The organism is Psychrobacter sp. 1Y4, from assembly GCF_051847555.1.
This window is the reverse complement of record NZ_JBPYDE010001129.1, coordinates 1-523: the sequence shown is the minus strand read 5'-3', so window position 1 is coordinate 523 and position 523 is coordinate 1. Positions and strand designations below refer to the sequence as shown.

General features: G+C 45.3%; 1 protein-coding gene. It reads right to left on the bottom strand.

The genetic code is table 11. The annotated features are described in order from the left end of the window. Positions 1-80: 80 nt before the first annotated feature. Positions 81-523 (bottom strand): AAA family ATPase (locus tag ACS8FC_RS20770; protein WP_459112994.1); only part of this gene is annotated, 443 nt, incomplete at its 5' end.

The following is a 523-nucleotide window of genomic DNA, read 5'->3' as shown; positions in this document are numbered from 1 at the left end:
CTTATACGTGTCACTTCTCAATCTTTTTTGCAAAGTTAGGCACTGCTTTTGATCGTTACTGTTTTTGGTCATTACTGATTTTAGTCATTGCTGGCGGCTTGGCTTTTTAACCACTCCATAAACTGTTTGCTATGCTGCTCGCGTTGATTATCTGCAAACTCGTAAAAGCTCGTACCAACCAAATTATCTGGTAAGTAGCTCTGAGGGTAGTAGTGGTTAGGATAATTGTGCGGGTAAGCATACCCTTGACCGTAGCCTTGATTGCGCATCAATTTGGTCACGCCATTACGCAAATGTAGCGGTACAGGGGAGGCATCTTTTTCTGCCAACGCCATCGCTGCATTGATTGCTTTATACGTGCTATTACTTTTGGCACTGGTTGCTAAATAGACCACGACTTGCCCTAGGATAATACGTGCTTCTGGCATACCGATGGATTGCACACTGCGCAGGGCTGCATCAGCAAGGAGTAGGGCGTTTGGGTTGGCATTGCCGATATCTTCACTGGCCAAAATTACCAATC